Origin of the sequence: Deinococcus sp. QL22 (assembly GCF_023370075.1) — a bacterium.
In the GTDB taxonomy this organism is placed as follows: domain Bacteria; phylum Deinococcota; class Deinococci; order Deinococcales; family Deinococcaceae; genus Deinococcus.
On record NZ_CP097149.1, the window covers coordinates 212,851 to 236,015 of the forward strand.

The window sequence follows — 23,165 nt, forward strand, 5'->3', positions numbered from 1 at the left end:
AGATCAGAACCCCACGCAGACTTCACGCCCGTTCGGATGGAGCGCTACGTGCAAAGGCGTGGCGGGAAAGCCCTCCCGCCAGTAAGTTCCTAGCATGTATTCGAAGCCCAACCCCTCGACCACGCCGCGAACCCTGGCCTCCGTCATCCCGTCTCCCAGGGGAACCGCCACCGCGCTCCGGAACAGATCTGCTGGGCAGTCGGGGGCCACCCGGTAAAAAGTGCCCAACGCTGCGATCAGTTGATTCATGACCGTTTGCTTCTCCTGAGGACTGAGCGCCACCCGTGGGGGATCAATGGCCCTCAGACGACCGCGCTCCGCCTGACTGGTTAATATCAGCTGAAATTCTCCTGAGTTGCCTACGCCACGCGAAAACGCCTCCACCACCAGCTCGCCAGCTCGGTAGCTGGACTTGGTTGGATCAGCTGTCCCACCCATGGCATTGTTGACCAGTGTCTGGGTCGCACTTCCCGGAAGCGCCATGCCCAGCACGCTCCGGCTGAGCGCAGTCACCATGCTGGCCTCAGGCGCGAAGAAAAAGTCGTCCTGGTAACGGGCCTCCCAGCGGGCACCCACCACGCGGCCCTGGCGGGTCAGCTCGTAGACGTTCCATCGGTAGTCGCTCTCACTGGCACCGGACGGCAGCAGGGACAGGTGCGTGCGGATATACCCATTCCCGGCCTCCACGCGGCCCTCCACACGGCAGCGGTAAGTCTTACAAAAGTTGGTGGTCTCCAAGCGTTGGGCTGTCCCCAGAATGCCAGCAGCGCTCGCACTAGACGACAGCAGCGACAACACGCACAAGGTTTGCCACCAGAAAGTCTGCATGCCCCAGACTAAGGCACTGTGCCGCTCTTGAAGCCAGCAGACCGAAGTTTTTAGGAAGTGTGACAGGTGCCCACTCGGGCTGCCAATGCTGTTGACTTCGCAGTCCTCTGCCGAAGCGAAAAAAGTTTCATGGGAAGTGCTGTTCGCCGCCCACGTCCTGAGCGTGATCGGATGAAACCGGAGACATCACTCCCAGCCTGAAAAGGCATTGTTGGCCGACTGCCGACTCTCCGTTGCATGACTCAGCTGAGGCCCTGCCCCGGGCTCCGGCTGGCCGCAATCTCACTTAGACTCCGCCCTACGGAAGCTCCTGACGTGTCCCACTCCGCACTGCAACGCCTAGCACAGAGGACAGGCATACCTGACCTGGTGGGACTCTTAGCAGAGCAACTGGCGCCCTCTGAGTTGACTTCCTTGCTGCTCAAGGTTTACCAGGATCAGGGATCGGCCCTGGCCCGCGGTAACCAGACCCACTTCATTTTTCAGGATGACACCCATGCGGGCACGCCTGTTCGTGCCTGCTGCTGACCATGTGCTGAAGGCGCTCTCTCAGATGCACCAGCAACGTAACTAGCGCGAACATCAGCGTCAACACAACGAACCTCTGGCGTAAGCTGGGCCAGTGCGCTGCCGAGTCCGAGCCTGAACTTCAGAACAGACTCATCGTCGGCAACCCGCGCCTGCCACACGGTAAGGGTTCATCAAGAGTGGCAAGTCCTAGAGGGTTGGCAACGTGGCAACCAATAGCGTCAATCTTCCCTTACGCTGGGCGGGATGATCTGGAAGCAGTTCCCACTCACCACCATGCTAGAAGATTTGAGCACAGAAGACGGCAAGCTTTCTGCTTTGCGTCGGATTGCAGACCGTGGCCTCCCCGACGACCTTCTGTTCTTGATCGTTGTTGCCGCAGATGGGGTAGAACCTTGGATCATTCGGGCAGAGGCCTTCCGCTTTCTGCGAGATGTCGACCTAGATTAAGCCACTGCCCGGGCTCGAATGACTGCGGTGCTTCGCTCTGTTCTGGAATCCGAAGAGAACATCACTGTGCAGCAATATGCTGCATTGTGCGTTGGGCCGTACATGAACGACAGGGAATTGCATGAGGTTGTGCAAGCGCTGTTGCTGACCTCGGAAGACTTGCGGTGGAAGGTGATGGACGCCATACGCGAACAGCAGCACTTGTCACCTGAAGTGCAACGAATGTTGGATGACGTCCGGCAAAGCACGACTGACGGGAGCCTGAGCAGCGATATTGCTGATGCCTTACAGCATGGGTCGCGCCCGACTGAATGAGTTGGCGACATGTAAAGTGAATGGCAAGAGTGGATTTAACAGGTCCTGAGAAGCAGATCATTGGCGAAGTGCTTCGTGCGTTTGCCGCCGTTGACTTCGTGCCTGCTGACCTTATGACCACACTCTTTGGCTGTGGCGTACAAGAATTCCAGACCTTGGCTGAAGCCTGGGGAACCACCCATTGGTCGGAGATGACTGAGAACGAGGTCTGGCTCGTTGGCGCCGTCTTCAACACGATCTGCACTTACCCTCACGACAACTGGGCCCAGTGGTATCAGCATGTGCACTGCCCCCGGACTCCTGGGGGCCTTTCCATGAGGGCCACTCTCATCTTCACACCAGTAACTGCTGTACGCTGAGCCCATCCCTGAGGGCGACCCCACCACTAGGAGCACAATCATGACCAACCCTAATACGCCGAGTCTCAACGTCCTCACCCAAATGCTGAGCCACATGACTACCCGCGTCGCGCCGAGTACCGTCGCTGCCGAGCTGCAAAGCGTCACGATGCTGCGTACCCTCCGCGCTGAAGCCCTCGTTGAACTGCGCGAGATTGAGCCTGACGCGGTCACCTATGCCGAAACGCGCGCAGCGTACTACCTGATCCGCGACGAGTCGCTGGGCTACGCAGCTGATGGTGCCAGTCTCGCGCTGACCGGCCTGATCGACGGTCAAGTGCAACACGCCCTGGGCCTCCATCTGGCCCTGGTCGCCCAAGAGTGCCTGACGGCTGGGCAAGCCGCCTAATGGGCCGTACCCCCTACCCCCTGGAGCCAGGCGAGACCAACGAGCTTTACCGAATCCGCATGCACCGCCAAGAGCGGGAGCTGTTTCAGGCGATGAACGCGCGTGAACGTGGCGCCCTAATCCGGCGGGCGTTCGGTCTCGAAGAGCTCCCGGTAATTCCCACGAAAGTAGGGACGCGCAAAAAGAAGACCTGACCCCCGGAATCTCCAGGAGCTTTCTATGAGAACAGCTCTCATCTGTACAGCAGTAACTACTGTACGCTTGTCTTGACTGTAAGAGCGCCCGCCGCTCCTAGCCCACGGCAACAGCGAATCCCCTCAGGAGTACGACATGACCCAACGCAACCCAATTATCCCCGCCCGCCGCCCTGGGGTCTGTCCCGTGACCCAAAAACCATACGAAGCGGGTGCCCAGATCGAGTACACGGTTTTCGGCTGGGCTCTGGTTGGCGCGCAGATCAGCAATGACCCCGACGAGCGCCGCCGCCTGCTTATGCTGGCCGAACCCGGACTCGCTCGCCGCCGCCGTGCCCAGGAGGAAGCGCGGCGGACCGAGGAATTGCGCGAGCTGCAGGTCCACTGGGAGCGCCTTGACTGCGAAAAGGCGGAGCAGGCAGCCCGCCACGCGGCTGAGGTCGCCGGGCGTGAGCAGATGTTGGCGCAGTACGCCGGGGCCATGAAGTTGGCCGGGGAGCTGCTGGCCCTTGTGCCTGCAAAGCTGAACGCTGAGCTGGTGGGAGCCGCCGTGCGCATCGTGATCAAAAGCCGCGGCAAAGAGTTCCTGCTGCTAGCCCGCCCCGCCGCCGCGCCCGCCTGGTGCGCCCACAGTGTGGTGTACACAGAGGTGCCTGGCGCGCACCCGCCCGATTGGGTGCGCGCCCAGCGGGCCGCCGACGCCGCTTACTTGGCGCGCCTGATCGACGACAACCCTACGCCACACACGCTCTGGGCCAACCTGATGAGCATTGCCGCACACTCTCCTAGCGCGCTGCATAAGACCTCCGTGGATACTGCCCTCAAATACCGGGGCGTGCGGGTAGTGATCGCTTCCCTCCAGAACGAGGCCGAAGCGCGCTACGCCCTCTATTTCTACTCCTGAGCCCGACCAGCCCAAAGGTACCGTTCAAGCCGTGCCCGACGAACTCGTGTTGATCGGGGACCTTACGTGCCAGCGCTTCAACTATGAAGAGGATTCTCCCGAAGTGAAGGCGGCTGCTAAGGTACGCCGCCAACCTCACCGGGAGGCTGATCATCTACGCGACGGTAGATTGGTGAGCGCGCCAGCCGCAAAGAAAGCTTCCGCTACACGCGTTTGCACCGATACCGCCTTGATTAGCGCCTGCGGCAGGCCCAGCTCCCCTGCACAGCTGAACTGAAAGTCAGCAATCACCGTTCCAGTCAGCTCAGACAGCGCGCACTCCTGTTCTGCCACCCACCGCAACTGCTGATAGGCCTGGGCGAGACGTTCCAATTTGATCTCCTGCGCCGCTGTCGGCCACAGCCCCAGTTCGTAATGGTGCATCACGGTCGTCTTTCCATGGTGGGTCCTCCCAGCGCCAGAGCGCGGTGAATGGTCCTCTGTAGATAGCCCTCAGCATTGAATTTCGGTCGGTTCAGGGCGCTCGCCCGCAACAGGCGCTCAATCTGGTCGGGATCCTCCGTGTAAAAACGCAGCAACCGCACCGCTGCGAAATCGGCCTCACTGGGTGATGAATAGCGTCCCTCCTCCCCTGCCAGCAGCTGCCTGGCCCGGGTGCCATTGCGCGCGGAGTAGAGCGCCGACAGAACCTCACGGTCCGCAAGTGGACCTTCCCGGGGAACCTTATCCAGCAGCGCGGGCGGACCACTCCCTGCGCCAAAGCCGCACAGGTCCTGCACCTGGGACAGCGTTCCCAACGCCCGACTTCGGCCCCGCAGCGGCCGGGCCGTCGCCGTCACGAATCCCAGGGTCAGCAGCTCCAGGCCGGGCCGACGGCGCGAGGCCGGCAGCGAACCGGACAGCCACAAGTGGATGCCGGAACCAGAGGGCGAGACCTCCGCGTAGCCTGGCAGCCCATCCAGCAGCGCCTGCCGCTTCTGATCCAGCGGACCGTCCAGATCCAGCACGCTCAGACCGTCGCCCGCCCGCAGCACCACGCCGATGCCGCCTGCCCGGTGCTGCCCCGCCAGGTCCAGTGCCTCCGGCCAGGACAGCCCAACCTGGCGGCAGTCCACCGGACTCAGCTGCCCGCGGCGGGGCAGGGACGGGACTTTCCCGATGCCCCCTCCGGCGCGCGGCAGTGCGATCCAAGGCAGCCAGTTCGGCAGTGCCAGGACTTCCAGTGGCAGCGTGCCCTCCAGCTGATGAGGCCGCGGCAGCCCCATCCCTGCGGTCTGAATGGGAGCTGTCGCACCCCGGAATTGTCTCTCGTTGGGTCGTCTGCAGTGTTCATCCGCCTGCATTTCCAGGCTCCTGCGCTTGAATTTATCGTACATCCATACCTCCTGGTCTGCCGTTCTTCCCCACCGACGTGACCCTGTTCTCTCCGCTCCGTGGACCAGCACTGCCAGATGCGGCGCACGGCGGAGGGTGCTGCTGGCGCCACAAGAGAACCTCCACGACTGTTCTCACTCCATAAGCAGCGCACGGTGGGTTAGAGAGTGACGCTAGTGGCGGGTCATGGGTGAGGGCTGTGGACCACCCACCTGGTGGTGCAGAGGCGAGGCTAACTTCCGCTGATGCGTGAACAAGGGGCAGGCAACGAACGCTGGTGGCCGACCAGTTGCACCTGTTGGATCAGGTGTGCCGGAGACGGCCCACGGTGGGTCTGTCGGGAATTCATGGCCGAGGGTGGGCCAGAGAGAACCCGCTGCGGCGATGAGCTGAGAACATGCTGACCATGGGCCGGCCCCAGGTACGCTGGCCCATGCTTCCTCACAGCGGTTAGGCCCAGTGAAGCCGCCTTCTGCCCAGGCTCCAGCGGACGTCCACATCTGCGCCGAACCACCGTTCCTGCATGACAGACTGGCGCATGCACCCCGTTCGCGTGGAGACCGTCGACCTGCTGGCCCTGACACATACCCTGGAGCATGGGCAGGGCTCGGCTCCAGTCACGTATCCCCTCCTGTGGGCAGAGCGCACGGCGTCTGGCCTGCATCTGGGCCGCGCCTTTGTAAACCACCAGCGCATTCAGTTCATGGAGCGGCACATTCTCCCGGAATTGGGCCTGCTGGTGAACCGTTTCACGGGCACCGACTGGATCGCCCACATGTCGTACTACGTAGACGTGGCGGCTATCCTGCCGGGCGAGACCCAGTGGGTGACCCGCGACCTGTATCTCGACCTGTCGGTGGACACCGGCGGTACAGGTGCCGTGCTGGACACCGACGAATACCTTGCCGCCGTGCAGAAGGGCCTGCTCAGCCCTCAGGAAGCCGCGCAGGCCCTCACCGCCCTGCACCGACTGGTAAACGGTGTACTGGCCTGCGGCGGTGTGGACGCGTGGTTGGACCACGAGGGCACGGCGCTAACCTGGCGCGGCGCACCCAGTGCCACTGCTCCCGCACCTCAGCGATGACCCGAGGAGCAGACGTTTGGGGCGCTGGAAAGACCGCCAGGGGAAGGGTGGCCGCGGAACTCAGGCGCCGCGTTACTCGGCCCGCCTGTGCGGCGCGCGGCGGCGCTGGCCCCAAAAGCGGCGCACGAGATTGCGCGCTGCATTGAGATGCACGTCCATGGCGTGACCGTGGGGGCACGTGAACGTCTGCCCCTGGCGGCTGCCCAGGGTATACGCCCGGCACTGGCTGCACGTCAGGCTGGTAAATGCCGGCGACACCCGGACCACCTCAATCCCGCGGCTGTACGCCCGCTGGGGCGCCCAGGATTGATGCCAGTCCGACACGGCATGTCGACGGGCCGCATCGGGGAAATTACTCTTGAACCGCACGTAATCGAGCTTCTCCAGCACCAGCGTGCCCGCCTGGGCCAGCAGCGGCACTGTGATGCCCTCCAGCGCGGCGCGCGCCGATGCGTAGGTCAGGATCTGCGCGAGAATCCGCACCTCGGCGGACTCACCACCGGGCACCGTCAGCCCATGGACCGGCCAGGTCACCGTGTGCTGCCGGCCAGAGGCCAGAGTGACGAGCGGGTGCAGCCCAACGTCCACACCCACCACGTCCCGTCCCCTTGGCATGGGCAGGCGCGGGGGCTGAGCGAAGTAGAGCACCATGAACCACTCCCCACCACGCTCAATCAGCCGGGTGCGGTCCCGCTGCCACGCCGTCGGCGTCCACACGTCATCGACCAGGTCCACCGTGCAGGTTAGCCAGCGGCCCTGCGCGACCGCCGCACGCACTTTCTGCCACCAGATGGCCTCGGCAGCCGACGTCATGGGCGCCAGCAGTGCGGTCATCAGCGTGAACAGGTCCGGGTACTGGTGGTAAGAGCCCTGCGACGACGTGATAATCGAGGTGTATTCCCATTCCGGCATGCGGTAAAACTCGCCCGTGATCGTCAGAGTTCCGAGGTGCAACAGGCGGTCATGCACGAGCATCTGGCTATGGAGCAGGGAGGGTGCAGGGCAGTAGACCTGGCCCTTCTCCATCACGTCGAGATGCTCCGAGGTGGCCTTCAGGTGACCCTGGGCGACCGCAGCGCGCAGCTGGGGATAAGCGGTTCTGTTGATGCGGATAACGTGGTGCGTGGCGTGCCGTCTGTTCATCTTGCTCCTGGCTGGTGGGGCTGGAATTTCTGCTCTCCCCGTTCAGCACAGGTCATTTCTCCATTGCCCATGTGGACCTTGTTCTTTTTTCCAGTGATCGGGAAAGCGCTTTCCCACACGCTGGGTCTGGCCCCCTTTTGGGCCCTGGCGGCCAGTGGGTTCCAGCGGGAGAAGGTGGAGATGCAACACACGGTGGATCGGGTGGCACAACCACGTCCCCGGTGGGCGGACGGCGGACGAGGAGTGCCCCTAGTGGGCACCGTCATCACAGAGGTTGACCCACGGTGCCCACCACGAGTCTTTGGCCCCTGGTGGGCTGGCCTCTGTCCTGTTCCGTCCACGATGGCGAGCGGCTCACGACGGGACGCCTGGTGGGTTCACGAGGTGGGATAACCCACGGTGGGCTGAACCGTGGGTCCGCAGGGAACGATTGCGCTTTGGTCAGAGAGCATGGGCGATCAGAGTGTGATCCAGCGCCGGACAGGCCTGTGACTGAGTTGGAACGGACGACCTGCAGGGTCAGGGCGTTGGGGCGAAGGCCCGGGGGAACTCTTAGGTCAATCAAAGTGTTGGCCCCCCGTGTAACTGGTCGTGACCCCGTGTTGCTGGCGCTCTGAGCCAGGAGTTGCAAAACCCTTTCATGTCCACGTTCACGGCCGCGCCAGTTGGGGACAGGGCGTCTGGGCGCGGAGTCCCTTCCTGCACAGGCACATCTGCAAGACCGTTCGCGTCTGCCCTAACCCCGCTCATAGTGGCTCCAATCAGGCCTGGTCTCCCTGTGGTGATGCACACGGTGGGTCGTGACTGACCTGGGGAGACCCGTGATGAATTCCAGCCGCCGACCCTGCCCGGCGGTAGGCGCCGTGGGTCAGACTCCTGTCCTCGACCCCACTGATGTACGGGATGCAGTCCTATATCGTGGATGGCGACGCAGGCGCTCACGACCGGACTTCGCACGGACTGACCAGGAGAGGGCAGCTGTTCCAGTCCGTCGGCGGTGGATCAATGACACATCAGACTGCACACGTTGGGTCCATGTCGCAGATCTTGCGCTTGACCTGCAGGGACTCGCGGAATATCTCATCCCTGAGAGCCCAGATGATGACAGGCCAGACCAAGCGGCCACGATCCAGAAGTCGTGGCCGCCCGTCACTGTCAGCCGCTCTAGCGGACGCTGAGTTCGTATCTCAGGTTCTGCTTGAAGCCGGGCTGCTCGGCAGAGAACGCCAGCGTGTGAGCCCCTGTGGGCAGATTAAGCGCCATCCACCAGCCATCTGAGCCGAACCACAGCTCTGCCTCTTCCAGGTAGGTGCAGGCCTCCATCCTCCCGCGCGCTGCGCCCTCAACTGCCTGACCGTCCAGCGTCACGCGCAGATTCTTGAGCCGGTCCAGTCCGGCCTTGCCCTGCCTGAGCACGGCGTTGCACCCCCGCTGGGTCTCACCGGCAGCATAGATGTTCATGACCGGAAAAAAGACCGGGGTCTGGGCCGGCAGCGAGCAGCGCCGCTCAACCAGGGTGCCGTTTTGATAACTGCCGGCCAGGAACCAGACACCCGGTTCCTGATTCACGGCGCAGTGCTCACCCGTCAGGTCCTCCACTGGGCTAGCGCCTTCGGGAGCCGTCACGGCCCAGAGCCACCAGCTCATGCCCAGATCAGCATGTGAGCTCTGCAAGATCGTGCCAGACGGCAGGCCCTGGAGAGGAGCGGCGGCAGCGCTGCCCAGCAGCAGCGCAGACCAGAGCACGGAGGAAAAGCGTAAGAGCATGTCCCCAGGAGTCTAGCGGGCTGCAGGCGCTCTCCCCCAGAGCAGGGCTCAGTTCAGAAGGGAGGTGTTCGCTCCTGACGCAGGGCTGCTGCCTGTGCATGCCGCCCTGATTTGCCACCACGCCGATGCTCCCAGACCTGCTCGGGCCGCTGCACCCTGGACAGCACAGCCCCGCGTGGAGCTGACGCCGGTGTCCTAGAAGGGGCCCAGGAGGGAAGCACGCGTGCGCCTGAACCTGCTCCGCGGAATACCGCATCCCCGAGGGGCCGGATGCCCCAAGCCCTCCTGGAATCCTAGACCTGACCCACTGGAAAAGTTCCCAGGAACAGCGCGCTGGGACGGCCCTCGACCTCGCCTGGCGCGCCCTGAAAGCCGTGGTCTCCCAGAACGAACAGGCACTCCACCTCGGTCACCCCCAGCTCACGCGCGGCCTGCAGTGCCTCCTGGAGCGCCTCATCCCACTCTGGGACGTCCAACGCCGCGAAGGCCTCCTCCAGCGGGGTCAGTTGTCCGAACTCCTCCAGCCGGGCGTCATCATGGTTGTACGCACCCTGCTCCCAGAACTGCGTGTCCACCCACACGGACACCACCCCCGGCTGCTCGTAGATCTGCGCGTCAAAGGCAAAGCCATCCGGTCCGTCGAGCCAGTCCTGCGCGGCGGTCCCCAGGTGTAGTCCCCCCTCATCCAGCGGCCCAGTCGGCAGGGTGCAGCGGGCGTCGTAGACGACCGTCACCGAACGCGCCCCATACGCACGCGCGCGCAGAATGATCAGCTCGTTCAGGGTGTCATCCGAACTCAGCAGCGCGCGCAACAGCACTTCGCCTGGCGTGCTGGAGGTCTCCAGCTCATACGGAAAGTCCTCTGGCAACGGCGCGCCCAGATTCAGCAGCACCGTATGCTGCCCTTCACAGGCTTCAAAGAGGACGGCATCCAAGGACAACATCCATTGATCCTAAAAGCCCCCAGGCAGGCTTCACCCTGCTGGCCTGGATGATGAGCCGCTCAGAGCAACCGGAACTGCAGAGGCGTGATCAGCGCATGCTGATCCGGGCAGCCCCAACCCTCAGCCCCCTCGCACACCACAGCAGTGGACCCTGGCCCGAACAAGCTTGGGCTGGGTGATCCGGCGACCGTCCGCACCACAGCCGCGCACAGCGGCGCGAACACCAGGCGCGGCACGGGCACATCGGCACTCCATCCCTGGATCAGCGCGTTCAGGGCCAGCGGCACCGTCGTCTCCACGATGGCAAACGCCAGCGGCAAAGCGGCCACCAGGGCACAGACCAACCCGAAGATCAAGGGCACCAGCCCAACCTGGAGAGCTCACGGGCCCAGGGCAGTCGCAGCCCCTGCTCGAGTTTGAGATACAGGCCAGCTCCCAGCGCGCAGCCGATAGACGAAGAAATCGTCCCCCAGTGCGCCACAGGACCCTCTCCTTCTCCCAAGACCGTGGCCCCGATGATGGCTCCCATAACGCAGCCTGCGGCCATGCCGTTCCAGATCCGGAGTGGCCTGGCGGCAGGGGCCCGCGGGGGCTTCCACGGGTGACTGAACTCCATGGGGGCTTTCACTCCTGCATCCTAACGGCCAAGGGAGCTGGGCAGACCTGCAGCAGCCCGCACCACCGCTGCGCACAAGGGTGCAAGCAAGAGCGGCGGAAAGGGCAACCAGGGCGACACTGGCCACGTCAACACGTACAGCGAAAATGGAACAGCAATCACGGTTCCGACCAGCAAGGTTGGAACCGCAGCAATCACCGCGCTGACCAGCGCGCACAGCAGGCCCCATACGAGCGGACCAATCAACCAGACCATCAGAGGCCCTGGCGGGTGAATGAACTTCAAGTAACGGGCTGAACAGACCGCACTTCCCAGGGACAGCGAGACGATCAGCTCCAGCTCAAAAAAGCCGACCGGGTATCCCTGCTCCAGCTCGAACTCCGTCTTGAACAGCGGGCTCTCTCCCTGACATACCGCCCAGCCGATGGCGGCGCCCATCAGAGCGCCTGCCATCACGGCAGGCCAGAAGCGGGGGACCGGCACCCCTGGCCGCGCAGAGCCCGTGCCCGTCGGTACAGGCAGGGCAGACTCAGGCATACCGTGCATGGTAGCGGGCGAGCACAAGCCCATGTGTCCCAGCGGCGCCGGCCCCCCAGACAACAGGTGTCTCAAGAGGGCTGAAGGAGCAATACCATGTTAGCAATCACCACAACCAGCGAGACAGTGTCAATCACGACCCCTGAATCAATCCATTGGGAAAGCACCACTCTGATTCGCAAGACCAGCAGCGTGATGCACCCTGGACTGGACGAACTGCTCGTGACCATCCAGAAAGAGGTCCGGGCAGCGACAGCAGCACTTGGCTGGCCCTCGAGGACGGAGACTGGGCCGCAGAAGAACTGCGCACCCACTTTTTTGATGAGGCCGCCCGCACACACAGGAGCACGATGACCGCCCCTCACCCAGCAAGCGCGTGCCTATAACCAGGCGCTTGCCCTGATCCGTGCCGGCCAGCTGCCTGAAGGCGGCGCCCAAGAAGCGCTCAACTCTCCATTCATCCTGGCCCTGAGCGAGCGGAGAGAACAGATCACACCGCTGGCTCTTCCGGAAGACCCGAAGCTGCAAGGAATCGTGTTTGTAGGTCCTGTGGGCGAGCTTACTGGGAGGCCGCAGTCTCCAGACACTCAGCCACCTGGACAGCCGAGGAACCGGACACCTGGCCGCCGGCCTGCCGGACCCCGTGAAGCCGCGGGGCTTATGTGCGCACTGGTCAGAGCTGCCGAGTAGAGCGCGCGAAATTCAGCTGAACAATAGCCTCTCCACTCACCTGCAGGTCAATAGAGAACAGCGCCCCGAAGAGAGGCGCTGTCCTGGTGCTGCTCCGTGTTCTCCTGGGGCAGGCTTATGTGTTCTTAAGGCCGATAGATATGGGCGTAATCGTACGATTGCGCGCCCTGGCTGCTGTTCAGTGCCCAGAGGGTACCGTCCGGCGCGACCAGCGCCGGCTCTCCGCTCCCGACAGGGTAGAACCCCGGCACCTGCCGGACCACCGAGGCGGTGGCCGGGTCGTAAAGCACCCAGTCACGGTAATTGATTTCTCCCGAGACCCGCACGAACTCCAGCCAGTGGCGGCCCTGCGCGTCCACGCCCAGCACGTTGAATTCGGTCTCCAACTGGCCATTCACCCGGACCTCAGTGGAAGCCACGCTGCCGGTGGCCGGATCAAAGGACACCAGGCGGCCCGGGAGGTTGTTGGGGAGCCAGACCTTCCCGCCCGCCGCGTAGCCCTTGTTCACGATCGTCGCACCGGGCAACGCAAAGGTCTGCCGGGCCAGGGTGTTGCTGTCGATGTGGACCAGCTGCGCGCCCCCATCCATAAAGCTCGAGGCCCAGACGCTGCTGCCTTCGACATCCAACAGATGATGGTCATAGGAACTGCCGGGCACCTTCTCGGCCCGGTTCTGGGCATAGTCCAGCCGCTGGATGCCGTCGTAGGTGTCCCAGCCCCGGCCCTGGGCGTCAAAGCGCATGCCCCAACCGGCGCATCCAGAAAAGCCGCGCGGGTCGTTCATGACCCGGCCCTCACCGGTGACCGCGTCATAGCGGACCTGCGGCGCGCTCATCTGCCAGATGCCGCCGTCGTCGCCGAGCGTCATGGCCCCGCAGTTGTACCCTGTGGGGGCAAACGCGGTGTGGGTGCCGTCAGCGCGGTGGCGGACCAGACCCAGCATGCCGGAGGTCCACAGGTTGCCGGCCCCGTCCAGTGCTCTGTTGGAGCCGCCCTGGGCCAGCCGGACACGAGGTGACGCTACAGTCAGCAACGTCCGGCTGGAGACGTCGAGGCCACTGGGCTGCTCGGTGGTCACCAGGGTGACCGGAAAGTGCCCCACGGCCTGACCGGCGGGAACCGTCACCGCCAGCAGGACCGTCACCGGCTCACTGCCCGTAATGGTCACCGTCTGGGCCGCAGCGGTCACGCCTGCCGGCAGGCCCTGGGCCGTCACGGTCACGGCGCCGCGGTAGCCCTGCGGGTAGATGTTCAGTTCGAGTGTGCCGCCCTCGCCCTGCGTCACCTCACTGAAGCGCCCGTAGGCAATCACTGTGGGCGCCACGACGCTGACGCTGGGCAGACTGCCGCCGCCCAAGGGCTGCCCGCCGCGGCGCACCAGGATCGGCAGCGGGCCGGTATCGGTGGGCCCCCAGGGCTGCGCCGCCACCTTCAGGGTGGTGGACAGCGCCTGAGCGCGCAGATTCTGGGCCAGAGGACCGCGCTGGGGCATGCCCACCCACCAGCTGGCCGGCAGGGCGCTGCGCAGGGTGTAGCGGGCCGGACGGCTGAGCGCCTGGGCCTGCATGCCGGCACCAGCAGGCAGCGTGACCTGGGCAGGCGTGATCTCGAGGCCGGGGCGACCCGAGACCAGGTCGACGGTGCCACTGGCGCCGCCCACCTGGTACAGCTTCACAGGCACGTCCACGCTCTGTCCACGGCGGATGGTCAGGGGCACCCTGCTGTCCGGCACGACCACCACAGCCTCATCGGCACGTCCAAAAAAGAGCCTGGACTGCACGCCCGCAGGGGCCGTGCTGAACGACAGAGCGCCGTCCGCAGTCAGGTCGACCCGAATCAGGTTCCAGCCGGCGGCGGCGACCAGGTCGAAGTTCAGGCGGTCACCGTCACACAGGGCCGAGCCTTTCAGCGTGACCGCCGACGAGGCGTACAGCCGCATCAGCAGCTGGTCTTCCGGCGTGCGCTCAAAGACCGCGCCCAGCAGGTCATTCTGAGCTGAGAAGACCTTCAGGGCGCCGATATCCACCCGTACGCCGTCTGGATTGAGCCCGCCCCCAAAGGTGCAGCCGTCAAAAAGACTGTTCTGCAGCGTGGGGTTCGGGAGAACGGCATTCACGGCACCACTCGCGGCAATGGCGGCGGGAATGGTGGGCGCCTCGCGCTCACCGGCCAGCAGGTCAACGCGCAGCTGAGCCGCCGCATAGGGCCAGCCTGCCAGGCTTCCCTGAACCGTGTTGCCAGGAACGGTCGAAATCGGCGGAAGGGGCGGGAGGGGCGGCTGCGGAGGCGTGACGGGGTCCTGGCCACAGGCCGCCAGAGCAAGGCTGAGCACGAGCAAGAGGGGAATCTTTTTCATCGACCCTGCACTGTAGTTGGGCACGGGGTTGAGCGTCTATCCCCCGCCAAAGCGTGAAAACCTGAGTTTGCTCTCCATGCTCTGCAACCCCAGCTCCCCTGGAACCTGCGTTCGTTCTCACTTCACCCTTCAGGCGAACTTGACCCCTCGCTGAGAACGCCGGAGGGCGGCGAACGCACTGGTCTGGTGAATCCCGGCCTGCGCGCCCATCTGGCGCTGCTGCCCAGACGGACATCCCCACGCCGCCTAGCGCCAACGTTCCATCAGCGCGTCCACGAGTTGCTGGACCTGCGCCTTCAATTCCGGGTGCAGCGGCACAGCGCAGCCCCAGTCCGGGTCACACTGCCGGCACAGGGCACTCAGGAAGTCGTGGGCACGATCCTCCAGCACCCACTGGCACATCTCGCGCCACGCTTCAGGCTGCTGCTCGCGAACCTGATTCCACAGGTGCAGCACCTCCCCGGTGAGGCAGGCACCGGCACCGGCGAGAATCAACGCGTCCAGCTGGGATTGGGCCTGTTCGATAGAACTCATTCCCAGAAGATCTGCTGCCGCCTCACTGAACCTGATCGAAGTCCCGAGCCTGGCATCGGACGGCTGCCCGATGGACGGGGACCAGGCCCGCCGAACCCTGTACAGTTCGCTCGTGTGTCATGACATTTGCTCCGGACAGTGGACCCGTGGGGGAAGGCGATGACGCAGGCGCCCTCCGCGGAGCAGCTGCAGGCACTGCTGGACGATGCGCTGCCTGAGGGTCAGCTGAATCCAGCGGGGGCCACGCGGCTGCTGGCCTTTCTGGACGCCCTGCCTCCTCTGCTGCTGCCACGCATCGACGAGCAGTGGCGCGTGCCCTTCCGGGGGAACACCCCGGGCCCGGCCGGCTGGTTCCGGGCCGTCCAGGACTGGCGCTGGCACTCCACCTTCCCCAGCTGGTTGACACATCACCCCGACGAGCTGCTCACGGCGCCCGGCGTGGTGGCTGCCCTGGCCGGCAGTCCTGACGGGTATGCCCGTGAATCCGCGGTGCGTCTCCTGGCGCGCCTGGACGCTCCGCTGACCACCGGCATTCTGCTGGTTCGCGCGGGCGACTGGGCGCCGCCGGTGCGCGCCGCGGCACTGGAGGCCCTGCACGCCCGGCTGAGTGACGCCTACGCCGACCACTGGGCCCGCTACGCCGCGCTGGTCGACCGGCTGGAACGGTTGGAGCGCGGTGACGCGGTGCTGGCAGAGTTGGCGTGGGCCCTGCTGCGCACGCCAGCAGGACTTCAGGCGATCCGGAGGAATTGGCCCGGCGCCGACCGGGACACCCGCTTGACCCTGCTGCGGGTACTGGAGCAGCTGTCCGGCCCGCCGCGACTCCTGTGGCTCGGCACCCTGACGGAGGACCCCCACGTGCAGGTGCGCCGGCGGGTGGTTGAACTGCTGCCCGCGGAGGGGCTGCACGCCCGGCTGGCGGATCCCAACGCGGGCGTCCGCGAACGGGTGCTGTCCCGGCTCCTGGGGCTCACCCCACTGCACGAGGTGCCCGCGTTCCTGCTGACCGCCTTGCTCGATCCGCGCAGCAGCGTGCGGGCCCTCGCACAATTTGAGGCCCGCCGCCGAGGTGTGCACCTAAGGGCTGCGTACCTGAAGGTGGAAGTGCCCTTCCTCTCTGCCGCGGCGCTGCGGGGCTGGGCCGCCGGCGTACGGGAGCAGCGCCTGATAGAGACCAGTTCGCACCTGGAAGCGCTGCTGGGCCATGCCAACGCCCGGGTGCGGCTGGAGGCGCTGCTGGCGCTGGGCACACTGGCCCCGACCCACCACGTCGACCGGCTGGAGGACGCCCTGCTGGGATCGGCGGCCCAGGCACGGGTGGGAGAATTGACCCTGCGCGCCGCACACCTGCTGACCCAGGAGCGCCTGGAGGCACTGTGGCACCGGACGACGACAGACCGGCAGCGCCGCCGTCTCCTTCGACTGGCCGCGGGCCTGCCCCGCTTCGACGCGGCCGCGGTGCTGCTCACCTGGCGTGCCGAGACCAGATCAGCTCTGTCAGAGGAGCTGGACGACACGCTGCATCATCTGCTGACCGGATTCGGCACGCGGTATTACACCCGGCCCAGCCTGATTCAGCAAGCGGCCCTCGGGCGGGCGGTGCAGACGGGCACGCTGAACGGGCAGCTCCGGTCCGCAGTGGAGGCCCTGCTGCCATGATGTGCTCGGCCCGGTCACGTGAACCAGAATTATCCGCATCTCACACCTGCGCTGCGCGAGCCTGGCGGGGACCCGGACGCTCCGCTATCAGTCAGCACCGTCCGGGAGTTCGTCCGCCTACACCAGTCCGCTCACTTGACCTGTCTGTGCCGCCCACAGACCTGTCTCAACTCTAACCAATGCTGAAGCTTTCCCTGACCGTGCGCACGAGGGGCCCGGCGTATGAACGCGCATCACGCTGGTCCTGACTTGATCCATGGCCCCGTATCTCGCCGCTCCTTCGTCCCTTCTGTTGAAAAAGCCGCCATGGGGGACATCAATTCGCCGGTCAGGAGGATGCGCACTCTTCTCCCCCGGCCCTGAGTGAGGCGTTCTTCAGAAGGGAGCACCGGAGGTGTCGGGGGGCCGGGGGGGGCGCGCCCTCCAGAGAGTTGAGACACGCCTGCAGGCCCCTGGGAAAGCGCCCCGGTCAGAGGGCTTTCCCTTCTGCCTCTAGTTCACGGTGGGCTCCCCGCGCTGCAGGCAAAGTGAGGTATGAGAGCCACCACTGAGGGACGGAAATCTGGGTGGTTCACCATCCAACCGACCCGTACCCAGCAGTCACGTTCTGAGTTCAGCGCCCAGGCAGCTGCTTCTCTGAGTGAAAGATGAGGGCCACGCGTTCCCACCCACGATGCGATTTTTCCAGATTCAGTACGGTGTCGTCGTGCTCCCTCCCTCCGCCCAATCTCGCCTGCCCTCGGATCTGGACGCCCTCCTGGCGCGCGCAGGGTGCGCCATCGACCGTCAACGCAACGTGGCGTATGAACAGGAGGCGCCTGACCTGATGTACGACGACCTCTCTGGAGAAGTGGTCGCTCTTCCCCCACCCGCGCTGCCGCCGGTTCCTACAGCGGTGAGTACTCTGGACGCGTTGTACCAGCAGGCCTGGAGTCGAGCAGAAGCCGACCTGAGGCGAACTGCCAACGCTGGTCAGCGCATTCCAAAGAATGTCATTGACATCCAGGCCGCCATGGAGCTCGATCTCGCGCTGGTCACGGGTCGCTCGGTCGGCGAGGCCCGCGGTGCCACGTTCAGCACCCAGGGCTTGATAGCCGCTTCGCTCGGCATCCTGCGCCGCACCCTTTGCCGGGCGCTCAATGGCCTGAAAAAAATTAGCGTTCCTCTCCGGCGCGCCCTCTCCCGCGCGCACGCGCAGAAGGTGAGTTCCGGAAGGATGCGCGGCCAGGCCGCGTACGATGGCTGCACCACCGACCTGCGGCCCACCTCTCCCGGTGCCCACCTTGAGAACCTGCATTCTGCGGATCTCGAGGCGCGCTGGCGTGCCTGGAGGCCGCATTTTGGGCGGGACATTGATGAGCGCGCCTCTGCGGGAACTGCTTTGCTGAACCTGCTCGAATGCCTCAGCGTTCCGCTCGGGTTCGCCAAAGGCAGCCCCGCCTGGTGCGCTGTGGGTACCCTCTGCCGCGTGCTGTTCTCCCTGTGCCCCTCAGCCTTCTTCGCCTTCGTCAAAGGCGAGTTGTCCCGTCTGACGACCTCTCCCCTGCAGGACATGGCCTCTGCGCCTGCAACCCCTGGGGAACCAGGCCAGGAGAAGGGGCACGGGCCTCTTCCAGCCACCGTGCCGGACGCCACTCCTCCAGCGGTAACCACGTCGCTACCCCGGGTCGGTTCGCCTGTTCCTCCCGCTGAACCGCTTCCCTCTCCGCAAGATGACGGTGTGGACAAGGATGACCGGGCGGAGCAACGCTGGCTGGCCGCCAAAGATACTGAATGCCTCAACAAGGGAGCAGAACGTCGGAGGCGAGATGCCTCGGAGGGGGCGGCGCCGACGAGTTCTTCTGACCATCAGACAGGACATTTCTCAGGTTGGGCATCAGACGCACGTCCGCAGGCGGCTGACGTGAGGGGCATCAAAAGCCCCCGACCATAGTGAATGACCCACGCTACAGCTGCGCCGCGGCACTCTGACCGATCTGGAGGACAGTAGGACCAGTGAGGCTCCCCTGATCTACAGGAGGCCTGGGCGACGGTGAGGGCCAACAGAGAGATCTCAGCCCTCTTCACGTTGCGCATGTGCAGGAAAAGAACCGGGGAAGACCCATTAGTATCGGTCCATGCTTTCCGTGCAGGACAACTCCGACTCATCGCCAGGAGACGCCCTGTTGGCCCCTCTGGATCATGCCCTGCAGGCCGCCCTGCTGCCGCTGGCCTTCGAGGCCCTCTGGCATCCTGTGGAGGCTCTGGAACTCGCCCCTGACCTGCCGGAGGACTGGTTCAGGACCGTCACCCGCACGCTGAACCTTCCGGTCGAGGGTAACCGGGCGCCGGTACCGGAGGCCGTTCAGCAGGTGCTGCGCCGGCGCCTCAGCCACGAGCGGCCACGCCTGTACCGGGAGCTCGCCGGCGCCGCCGCTGACCGCGCCTTCGCGGCCGATGACGTCCAGCTGGCCATGACGCTCCTGCACGCCGGCGGGCTGCTCCGGCAGGCGGAAGCCGGCCTGGTCGCCTGGATTTCCCGCTGGGACCTGGCGAACGGATTCGGAACGGTGAACCAGCACCTGCAGGCCCTGCCGGGAGCGTGCCTGACGGCCCGGGTTCGGGGGGCATGGTGGCACGCGCAAATCCGTCAAGGGGGCGAGGCCGGCGCGCAGGCACGGCGGGAGGCCCAGGCGGCGTATGACGCCGGGGAACGCGAGCCGGAGGTCGTTCATGCCCTGCTGCTGGGGCACAACTTCGACAGCCAGCACGTGCTGGCGCTGGCACTGGCGGACGAACTGCTCGCCGGGGGCGCCGGGGGTCTCCTGCGCCTGCGCACGCTGCATCAGCGCGCCGTGGCCCTGCTGGACCTGGGCCGCCTGACCGAGCACCGCGCGGCCGCGGAAGCCCTGATAGAAGAGGCGGGCCGCCAGGGCCGCCTGGACTTCATCGCTTCCGGCCACGCGGCCCTGGCGTACGCGCTGGAGGAAGGCCGGCACTGGGACGACGCGACCTGGCATTACGAGCGGGCCACCGCCACCAGTGAACGCATCGGGCACCACCGTCAACTGGTGGTGGTGCTCAACAACTTCGCGCAGATGCTCGCCCAGGCCGGGCGGCCCGCGGAAGCCCGGCTCAAGCTGGAGGCGGCCCGCCCGTACCTGTCCGGACACGCGGCCCAGGACGCCTGGCTGGCGCTGACCCGCGCCATCATCGACCATCAGTACGGGGCACACGCCGAGGCCCTGATCTCCACGCGGGCCGCTGTTCAGGCCGCTGCGGCGGCCAGTCTGGACGGCTACCAGCTGAGCGCCCTGCTGCTGGAAACGCAGCGGCTGGCCCTGGACGGTCAGACCGACGCGGCCACCTCCCGCTTCCGGGAGGCGCGGGCGCTGCTGCCGGCCGGCGACTCGCACGACGCCACCGCGAGCCGCTTGACCGCTGCGATGCAGCAGTACTTGCTGGGTCAGGTCGAAGGTGCCGTGGAGGCGTTCGCCGGGCTGAGTCAGGATGAACACCTTTCCGCCTGGGATCAGGCGCGCCTGCAGCTGTATCTCGCCGACGGCGCGCTGCACCTGAACAGCCGCCCAGATCTGGAGGCGGTCACGCGGGCCCTGTCGCGCGCGGGGACCGACGCTCCCCTGCGCACGGATGCGCCCCGACTGAGCCGCGTGCTGGACTGGCTGGCGCGTGAGCCAGGCTGGAAAGAACGCCTGGCCTGTGCCCTGGAGGCAGCGCCAATGGGTGAGACCATTGTGCTCCGCTTTGAACTGTATGGCCCGCTGGTCTTCCAGCACGCTGGAGGGGCACTGCCCTTTCCCCTGCAGCGATCAGCGGAACTGCTGGCGTACTTGGCCTTACACGGCCCCTCTACCCGGCAGAACCTACTGACGGCCCTGTTCGGCCACACCGACACGGCGTCGACGGACCATTTCAAGAAGGTGCTGCGCGGCCTGCGCAGCGCGCTGATTCCCCTACTGCCTCCAGGGACAGACGCGGTGCTGAACGAGCAGCGCCGGTATCGGCTCAACCCATTGATTGCGGTCACCTGCGCCTGGTACCCACAGGCTCTCTTTCCCCTCGCCGTCCTGCGCACCAGTGGTGCCATGACCGTGACCGGCCTGTTCCTGGACGGCGTCCGTGGCCCGTGGGTTGACAGCCTGCTGGAGGACGCCCACGAGGAGCTGGTCCGTGAACTGAAGGAACGCCAGCGTGCCGGGCAGCCGGACGCGGCGGCGCTGTTGGTCCGGGCGCAGGCACTCTGACCTCAGAGGGTCAGCCCTCTGGCTTGAAGCTCCTCTGCCCCTGCCCACCTCCCCGCTCAGGGCATCCGGTGAATTCACGGCGGGCCGGCGGTCTGACGTGGGTTCATCCCTCTGGCCCGAAGTCATCCATCTGCCACAGGGCCGCTGAGGATCAAGCCCGCAAGCCCGGAGGTGACCGCCAGCAGGCAAGGGGGCGACATTGACCAGGGCGACCTCCACGTGCCTCTACAGCTGGCACGGTGGGGAGACAGCAGGGGCAGAGATCCAGCCTTTCCCCCTTTCTTCCCCCACCCATTCTTAGCTTGAGGTGTGGGAGATATGAAAAGGTTACGGCGCCTCGCGCTGGGTGCCCTGTTGGGTCTGTCGGCATGTGGCCTGACCGGGCAAAAGCCCAGCGAGGTCATGAAGGAATTTGAAGCCCTCTGCGTGCACAACACTCAGGGTAAGGAGCTTTGCGTCACGGACACACCGGGAGGAAAGGACGCCCTTGCGGAGAAAATGGGGCTCGAGTGGAAGGCATTTGATGGAAATTTCCAGGCGGATCACCACGGCGTTCGGCTGACCTATGTGCCCGGCTTTCTGGGGATGGCAGAACTGCTGGCCACGGACCGCTCACTGTCGGAGGGAGAGATCAACACCCTCTACCGCGCCATCACCCAGGGTGTTCTGCAGGGCCAGGATCCCCAGGCGATTCTCGATGCGAAGAACTGACGCAACCCAGCACCACGGCGCCCCACGGCCTTCGTCCAGCGGTCACGCATGAGGCGCCGCGTCCTCGCCGGAAGCGTGGCCCTTACCCTCGCGGCGGCTGGCTGGGCCGGAGCAGGCGGCTTCCTGCTGACCACCTCGGACCTGTCGACCTACTGCCTCAGAGAACAGTGCCGTCTGGCAGGACACGAGACGCGCGCCATGTTCGGCAACGTCCTCCTCTTCCAGGTCTACACCACCCGCCGTCCAGGCATCCTCTGGGTGGGCCGCTACCGGGACGGCCAGATCATCGAAAGCCGACTCGAATTCAAGCACGGCAACTTCCAGTCTACCGAGTGGACGGCGATGCAGCGCTTCGTGCAGGACGCCACCGGGACAACAGTGCCGGTCAGCAAATTCCAGACCTGCATGAAGGCCCTCACCGCACAGCAGCGCGACCCGGGCAAGCAGGGCTACGGCCGGTGGGGCGTCCAGGTGGTCCAGAACATTTCGGTGGAGTGTGAAGCGCGGCCGCTGGGAACAGGGAAGGGCGCAGCGTTCAGTGTCAGCGTGCATCCTGACGGTGAATAACTGACCTCCCGCAAGCACAAGCATCCGTTATCGCCCAATCTAGACGTCATTAAGGAGAGAACATGTTCCCATTCAGATATACACCCTATCTGGCCTATGCCAGGCCCGCTGCTCTTCTGTCCGCAGTAGCCATCATCTTTTCCGCAACTGCCACGGCACAAAGCTGGACCAGCCAGGACCAGCGCTACAAGACGACCTTCTCGGGATGCAGTCGTCTGGACGCAAAGACAGTCTCCTGTTCTGGTTCAGTGACCTACATTGGAACGGCGGACTCCAGGGCATCAGACATCTATCACGCTAATTTCAGAACCATTGATGCCAATGGAAAAGAGGTGGCTGCCAGCTGGGGAACCATCGCCAACGGAAGTCGGGTGGAGAACCGTGGGTGGGGCATGGGATTCAATGCTTACAAGGACCTCCCCGTCAAGGTCAACATGGCTCTCCCTTACAGCAGCGACTCCATTCCGCGCCTGGTCTTCAACGGCTACATTCTCAGCAACGTGCGGGTGGGCGGAACACCCTCATCGGCGTCACCGACCCCAGGGATCAATCTCCCCCCGACTCAAGCATTCATCGGCGGCAAAGCCTTCACCATCTCTTTTACCAACTGTCAGCCAGGCGGTTCCGGATATGCCTGTATGAGCCAGGTCAACCCCTCCAAGTAGAGCAGGACTGACTGTCATCACTAGACGAACTTCTCCAGGCCTGCTTCCAGACAGGCCTTCTTCTGCTCCAGAGCCGAGTTGAGGATCTTGACCTGGGATAATGCGTCACCTGTGTGCAGCGGAGCTGAGGCTGGCTGGAGCGTCTCAGCTTCCGCAACCTCTGGGAGTTCTGCTCCGTGAGCCGGGACAACCTTGACAACGCTTTCTTCAACTTGGGCCCAAAGGCGGATGACGGGAGACGCAGCAATGCCTGTGATCTGGCAGAGATGAAGGAGGCCGAGCAAGAGGGCAGGTATCAGCCCCTGGT

General features: G+C 65.0%; 22 protein-coding genes. 12 read left to right on the forward strand and 10 right to left on the reverse strand.

Annotated elements, in window-relative coordinates; all coding sequences use genetic code 11:
• Positions 1–3 precede the first annotated feature (3 nt).
• Positions 4–828, reverse strand: coding sequence for a hypothetical protein (locus M1R55_RS00955; RefSeq protein WP_249392891.1), 825 nt, complete (start codon positions 826–828; stop codon positions 4–6).
• Positions 829–1,602: 774 nt separating this feature from the next.
• Between M1R55_RS00955 and M1R55_RS00960 the strand changes: the two genes are divergently transcribed.
• The 4 genes from M1R55_RS00960 (at position 1,603) to M1R55_RS00975 (ending at position 3,966) form a co-directional block, all read left to right on the forward strand.
• Entirely contained in the window at positions 1,603–1,806 is a 204-nt protein-coding gene (locus M1R55_RS00960) for a hypothetical protein (protein WP_249392892.1), read from the forward strand.
• Positions 1,807–1,824: 18 nt separating this feature from the next.
• Entirely contained in the window at positions 1,825–2,121 is a 297-nt protein-coding gene (locus tag M1R55_RS00965) for a hypothetical protein (RefSeq protein ID WP_249392893.1), read from the forward strand.
• Positions 2,122–2,520: 399 nt separating this feature from the next.
• The gene (locus tag M1R55_RS00970; protein WP_249392894.1) at positions 2,521–2,868 is read left to right on the forward strand and encodes a hypothetical protein; all 348 of its coding nucleotides are present in this window, start codon (positions 2,521–2,523) and stop codon (positions 2,866–2,868) included.
• A 330-nt stretch (positions 2,869–3,198) separates the two neighbouring features.
• Entirely contained in the window at positions 3,199–3,966 is a 768-nt protein-coding gene (locus M1R55_RS00975) for a hypothetical protein (protein WP_249392895.1), read from the forward strand.
• Positions 3,967–4,116: 150 nt separating this feature from the next.
• Here the strand turns inward: M1R55_RS00975 and M1R55_RS00980 are convergent, their stop codons facing one another.
• Both M1R55_RS00980 and M1R55_RS00985 read right to left on the reverse strand, forming a co-directional pair.
• Positions 4,117–4,389 carry a hypothetical protein gene (locus M1R55_RS00980; RefSeq protein WP_249392896.1) on the reverse strand — a complete coding sequence of 91 codons (273 nt, stop codon included), beginning with the start codon at positions 4,387–4,389 and terminating at the stop codon, positions 4,117–4,119.
• Positions 4,389–5,342 carry a hypothetical protein gene (locus M1R55_RS00985; protein ID WP_249392897.1) on the reverse strand — a complete coding sequence of 318 codons (954 nt, stop codon included), beginning with the start codon at positions 5,340–5,342 and terminating at the stop codon, positions 4,389–4,391. The genes M1R55_RS00980 and M1R55_RS00985 overlap by 1 nt, the downstream gene beginning before the upstream one ends.
• A 521-nt stretch (positions 5,343–5,863) precedes the next feature.
• On the opposite strand from M1R55_RS00985, the gene M1R55_RS00990 reads away from it, so the two are divergent.
• Positions 5,864–6,424 (forward strand): DUF402 domain-containing protein, encoded by a 561-nt coding sequence (locus M1R55_RS00990; RefSeq protein WP_249392898.1) that lies wholly within the window; start codon positions 5,864–5,866, stop codon positions 6,422–6,424.
• A 72-nt stretch (positions 6,425–6,496) separates the two neighbouring features.
• On the opposite strand, the gene M1R55_RS00995 is transcribed toward M1R55_RS00990, so the two are convergent.
• A complete protein-coding gene (locus M1R55_RS00995) occupies positions 6,497–7,567 on the reverse strand; it encodes a zinc ribbon domain-containing protein (RefSeq protein ID WP_249392899.1) in 1,071 nt (356 codons plus the stop codon).
• A gap of 1,164 nt (positions 7,568–8,731) precedes the next feature.
• On the reverse strand, positions 8,732–9,334 hold the full coding sequence (locus M1R55_RS01000; RefSeq protein ID WP_249392900.1) for a hypothetical protein: 603 nt from the start codon (positions 9,332–9,334) through the stop codon (positions 8,732–8,734).
• Between the two features lie 64 nt (positions 9,335–9,398).
• Between M1R55_RS01000 and M1R55_RS31710 the strand changes: the two genes are divergently transcribed.
• Positions 9,399–9,533 carry a hypothetical protein gene (locus M1R55_RS31710; protein ID WP_256566005.1) on the forward strand — a complete coding sequence of 45 codons (135 nt, stop codon included), beginning with the start codon at positions 9,399–9,401 and terminating at the stop codon, positions 9,531–9,533.
• Positions 9,534–9,627: 94 nt separating this feature from the next.
• Here M1R55_RS31710 and M1R55_RS01005 read toward each other — a convergent pair whose 3' ends face one another.
• The 5 genes from M1R55_RS01005 to M1R55_RS01025 form a co-directional block, all read right to left on the reverse strand.
• Complete coding sequence (locus M1R55_RS01005) at positions 9,628–10,278, reverse strand: hypothetical protein (RefSeq protein WP_249392901.1); 651 nt, start codon at positions 10,276–10,278, stop codon at positions 9,628–9,630.
• A gap of 59 nt (positions 10,279–10,337) precedes the next feature.
• Positions 10,338–10,640, reverse strand: a complete 303-nt coding sequence (locus M1R55_RS01010) for a hypothetical protein (protein ID WP_249392902.1) — start codon at positions 10,638–10,640, stop codon at positions 10,338–10,340.
• A gap of 275 nt (positions 10,641–10,915) precedes the next feature.
• Positions 10,916–11,332 carry a hypothetical protein gene (locus tag M1R55_RS01015; RefSeq protein WP_249392903.1) on the reverse strand — a complete coding sequence of 139 codons (417 nt, stop codon included), beginning with the start codon at positions 11,330–11,332 and terminating at the stop codon, positions 10,916–10,918.
• A 914-nt stretch (positions 11,333–12,246) separates the two neighbouring features.
• Positions 12,247–14,478 (reverse strand): hypothetical protein, encoded by a 2,232-nt coding sequence (locus M1R55_RS01020; protein WP_249392904.1) that lies wholly within the window; start codon positions 14,476–14,478, stop codon positions 12,247–12,249.
• A 246-nt stretch (positions 14,479–14,724) separates the two neighbouring features.
• Entirely contained in the window at positions 14,725–15,012 is a 288-nt protein-coding gene (locus M1R55_RS01025; RefSeq protein ID WP_249392905.1) for a hypothetical protein, read from the reverse strand.
• A gap of 159 nt (positions 15,013–15,171) precedes the next feature.
• Here M1R55_RS01025 and M1R55_RS01030 point away from each other — a divergent pair, with 159 nt between their 5' ends.
• From M1R55_RS01030 to M1R55_RS01055, 6 genes are all read left to right on the forward strand, one after another.
• The gene (locus M1R55_RS01030; protein WP_249392906.1) at positions 15,172–16,671 is read left to right on the forward strand and encodes a hypothetical protein; all 1,500 of its coding nucleotides are present in this window, start codon (positions 15,172–15,174) and stop codon (positions 16,669–16,671) included.
• A gap of 706 nt (positions 16,672–17,377) precedes the next feature.
• On the forward strand, positions 17,378–18,604 hold the full coding sequence (locus tag M1R55_RS01035) for a hypothetical protein (protein WP_249392907.1): 1,227 nt from the start codon (positions 17,378–17,380) through the stop codon (positions 18,602–18,604).
• 184 nt (positions 18,605–18,788) lie between these two features.
• Entirely contained in the window at positions 18,789–20,915 is a 2,127-nt protein-coding gene (locus tag M1R55_RS01040) for a hypothetical protein (protein ID WP_249392908.1), read from the forward strand.
• A gap of 318 nt (positions 20,916–21,233) precedes the next feature.
• Complete coding sequence (locus M1R55_RS01045; protein WP_249392909.1) at positions 21,234–21,626, forward strand: hypothetical protein; 393 nt, start codon at positions 21,234–21,236, stop codon at positions 21,624–21,626.
• 48 nt (positions 21,627–21,674) lie between these two features.
• Positions 21,675–22,193, forward strand: a complete 519-nt coding sequence (locus M1R55_RS01050; RefSeq protein ID WP_249392910.1) for a hypothetical protein — start codon at positions 21,675–21,677, stop codon at positions 22,191–22,193.
• Between the two features lie 62 nt (positions 22,194–22,255).
• Positions 22,256–22,858, forward strand: coding sequence for a hypothetical protein (locus tag M1R55_RS01055; RefSeq protein WP_249392911.1), 603 nt, complete (start codon positions 22,256–22,258; stop codon positions 22,856–22,858).
• The last annotated feature ends 307 nt before the right edge of the window (positions 22,859–23,165 follow it).

Coding starts and splice junctions, on each gene's coding strand:
- M1R55_RS00980 (WP_249392896.1), bottom strand. CDS start 4,389: ATGCACCATTACGAACTGGGGCTGTGGCCGACAGCGGCGCAGGAGATC.
- M1R55_RS01025 (WP_249392905.1), bottom strand. CDS start 15,012: ATGAGTTCTATCGAACAGGCCCAATCCCAGCTGGACGCGTTGATTCTC.
- M1R55_RS01030 (WP_249392906.1), top strand. CDS start 15,172: ATGACGCAGGCGCCCTCCGCGGAGCAGCTGCAGGCACTGCTGGACGAT.
- M1R55_RS01005 (WP_249392901.1), bottom strand. CDS start 10,278: ATGTTGTCCTTGGATGCCGTCCTCTTTGAAGCCTGTGAAGGGCAGCAT.
- M1R55_RS00965 (WP_249392893.1), top strand. CDS start 1,825: ATGACTGCGGTGCTTCGCTCTGTTCTGGAATCCGAAGAGAACATCACT.
- M1R55_RS00955 (WP_249392891.1), bottom strand. CDS start 828: ATGCAGACTTTCTGGTGGCAAACCTTGTGCGTGTTGTCGCTGCTGTCG.
- M1R55_RS00995 (WP_249392899.1), bottom strand. CDS start 7,567: ATGAACAGACGGCACGCCACGCACCACGTTATCCGCATCAACAGAACC.
- M1R55_RS01015 (WP_249392903.1), bottom strand. CDS start 11,332: ATGGGCGCCGCCATCGGCTGGGCGGTATGTCAGGGAGAGAGCCCGCTG.
- M1R55_RS00985 (WP_249392897.1), bottom strand. CDS start 5,342: ATGTACGATAAATTCAAGCGCAGGAGCCTGGAAATGCAGGCGGATGAA.
- M1R55_RS01045 (WP_249392909.1), top strand. CDS start 21,234: ATGAAAAGGTTACGGCGCCTCGCGCTGGGTGCCCTGTTGGGTCTGTCG.
- M1R55_RS00970 (WP_249392894.1), top strand. CDS start 2,521: ATGACCAACCCTAATACGCCGAGTCTCAACGTCCTCACCCAAATGCTG.
- M1R55_RS01000 (WP_249392900.1), bottom strand. CDS start 9,334: ATGCTCTTACGCTTTTCCTCCGTGCTCTGGTCTGCGCTGCTGCTGGGC.
- M1R55_RS01050 (WP_249392910.1), top strand. CDS start 21,675: ATGAGGCGCCGCGTCCTCGCCGGAAGCGTGGCCCTTACCCTCGCGGCG.
- M1R55_RS01055 (WP_249392911.1), top strand. CDS start 22,256: ATGTTCCCATTCAGATATACACCCTATCTGGCCTATGCCAGGCCCGCT.
- M1R55_RS01040 (WP_249392908.1), top strand. CDS start 18,789: ATGCTTTCCGTGCAGGACAACTCCGACTCATCGCCAGGAGACGCCCTG.
- M1R55_RS00990 (WP_249392898.1), top strand. CDS start 5,864: ATGACAGACTGGCGCATGCACCCCGTTCGCGTGGAGACCGTCGACCTG.
- M1R55_RS00960 (WP_249392892.1), top strand. CDS start 1,603: ATGATCTGGAAGCAGTTCCCACTCACCACCATGCTAGAAGATTTGAGC.
- M1R55_RS01020 (WP_249392904.1), bottom strand. CDS start 14,478: ATGAAAAAGATTCCCCTCTTGCTCGTGCTCAGCCTTGCTCTGGCGGCC.
- M1R55_RS00975 (WP_249392895.1), top strand. CDS start 3,199: ATGACCCAACGCAACCCAATTATCCCCGCCCGCCGCCCTGGGGTCTGT.